We start from the raw sequence: 1,225 nt of genomic DNA on the forward strand, positions 1-1,225 counted from the left end.
TTACCCCGTGTGGCGTGGCTGCCCGGCAGTGCTCTCTCGAACAACCGGTACACCAGTGGCCACCAATCGTAGTTCCTCTCGTACTATACGATCGTTCTCGTCAAGTACCATTACACCCCCAATAGATAGCAGCCGACCTGTCTCACGACGGTCTAAACCCAGCTCACGACCTCCTTTAATAGGCGAACAACCTCACCCTTGCCCGCTTCTGCACGGGCAGGATGGAGGGAACCGACATCGAGGTAGCAAGCCACGCGGTCGATATGTGCTCTTGCGCGTGACGACTCTGTTATCCCTAAGGTAGCTTTTCTGTCAGCAACCTGGCCCATCAAGGACCATGGTTGGTTCGCTAAACCACGCTTTCGCGTCAGCGTCACTCGTTGGGAATGACACTGTCAGACTTCCGTTTGCTCTTGCGCTCTTCCTCGGGTTCCCGACCCGAGTGAGGAAATCTTGGGGCGCGCTCGATATCTTTTCGAGCGCGTACCGCCCCAGTCAAACTGCCCGGCTACCGGTGTCCTCCGCCAGGAGTGAGAGTCGCAGTCACTACCGGGTAGTGTTTCATGTGTGCCTCGGTGGCCCGCTAGCGCGGGTACCTGTGTAGCGGCTCCTACCTACTCTGCACAGTAGCGACCACGTCTCAGCGACAGCCTGCAGTAAAGCTCTATAGGGTCTTCGCTTCCCCTTGGGGGTCTCCAGACTCCGCACTGGAACGTACAGTTCACCGGGTCCAACGTTGGGACAGTGGCGCTCTCGTTGATCCATTCATGCGAGTCGCTACTGAAGCGACAAGGTACTACGCTACCTTAAGAGGGTCATAGTTACCCCCGCCGTTGACGGGTCCTTCGTCCAATTGTACTTGGTGTTCAGATACCCGCACTGGGCAGGATTCAGTGACCGTACGAGTCCTTGCGGATTTGCGGTCACCTGTGTTGTTACTAGACAGTCGGAGCGCCCAAGACACTGCGACCTGCCTCGCTTGAGGCAGGCATTCCTTATTGCGAACGTACGGAACTAACTTGCCGAATTCCCTAACGTCGGTTGTCCCGACAGGCCGCGCCTTGCTCTGGCAGAGTACCTGTGTCGGATCTCGGTACGGTCATCGTGCTCCCTTTTCACGGGCTCTTGGTAACATCGACTTTCGCTATCTCGAGCTTCGCTCGCTTCCTGCCGTTACGGCGTCCACGAGCTTCCTCGATTCGACCGGGCGAAGACCCGGCTCGAT

The 1,225-nt window shown here is 57.4% G+C and carries 1 rRNA gene; it reads right to left on the reverse strand.

Annotated elements, in window-relative coordinates:
- A 23S ribosomal RNA gene (locus tag ACFR9S_RS15350) occupies positions 1–1,225 on the reverse strand; the annotation flags it as partial.

It is taken from the genome of Halolamina salina (genome assembly GCF_042678005.1).
GTDB classification, from domain to species: Archaea; Halobacteriota; Halobacteria; order Halobacteriales; family Haloferacaceae; genus Halolamina; species Halolamina salina.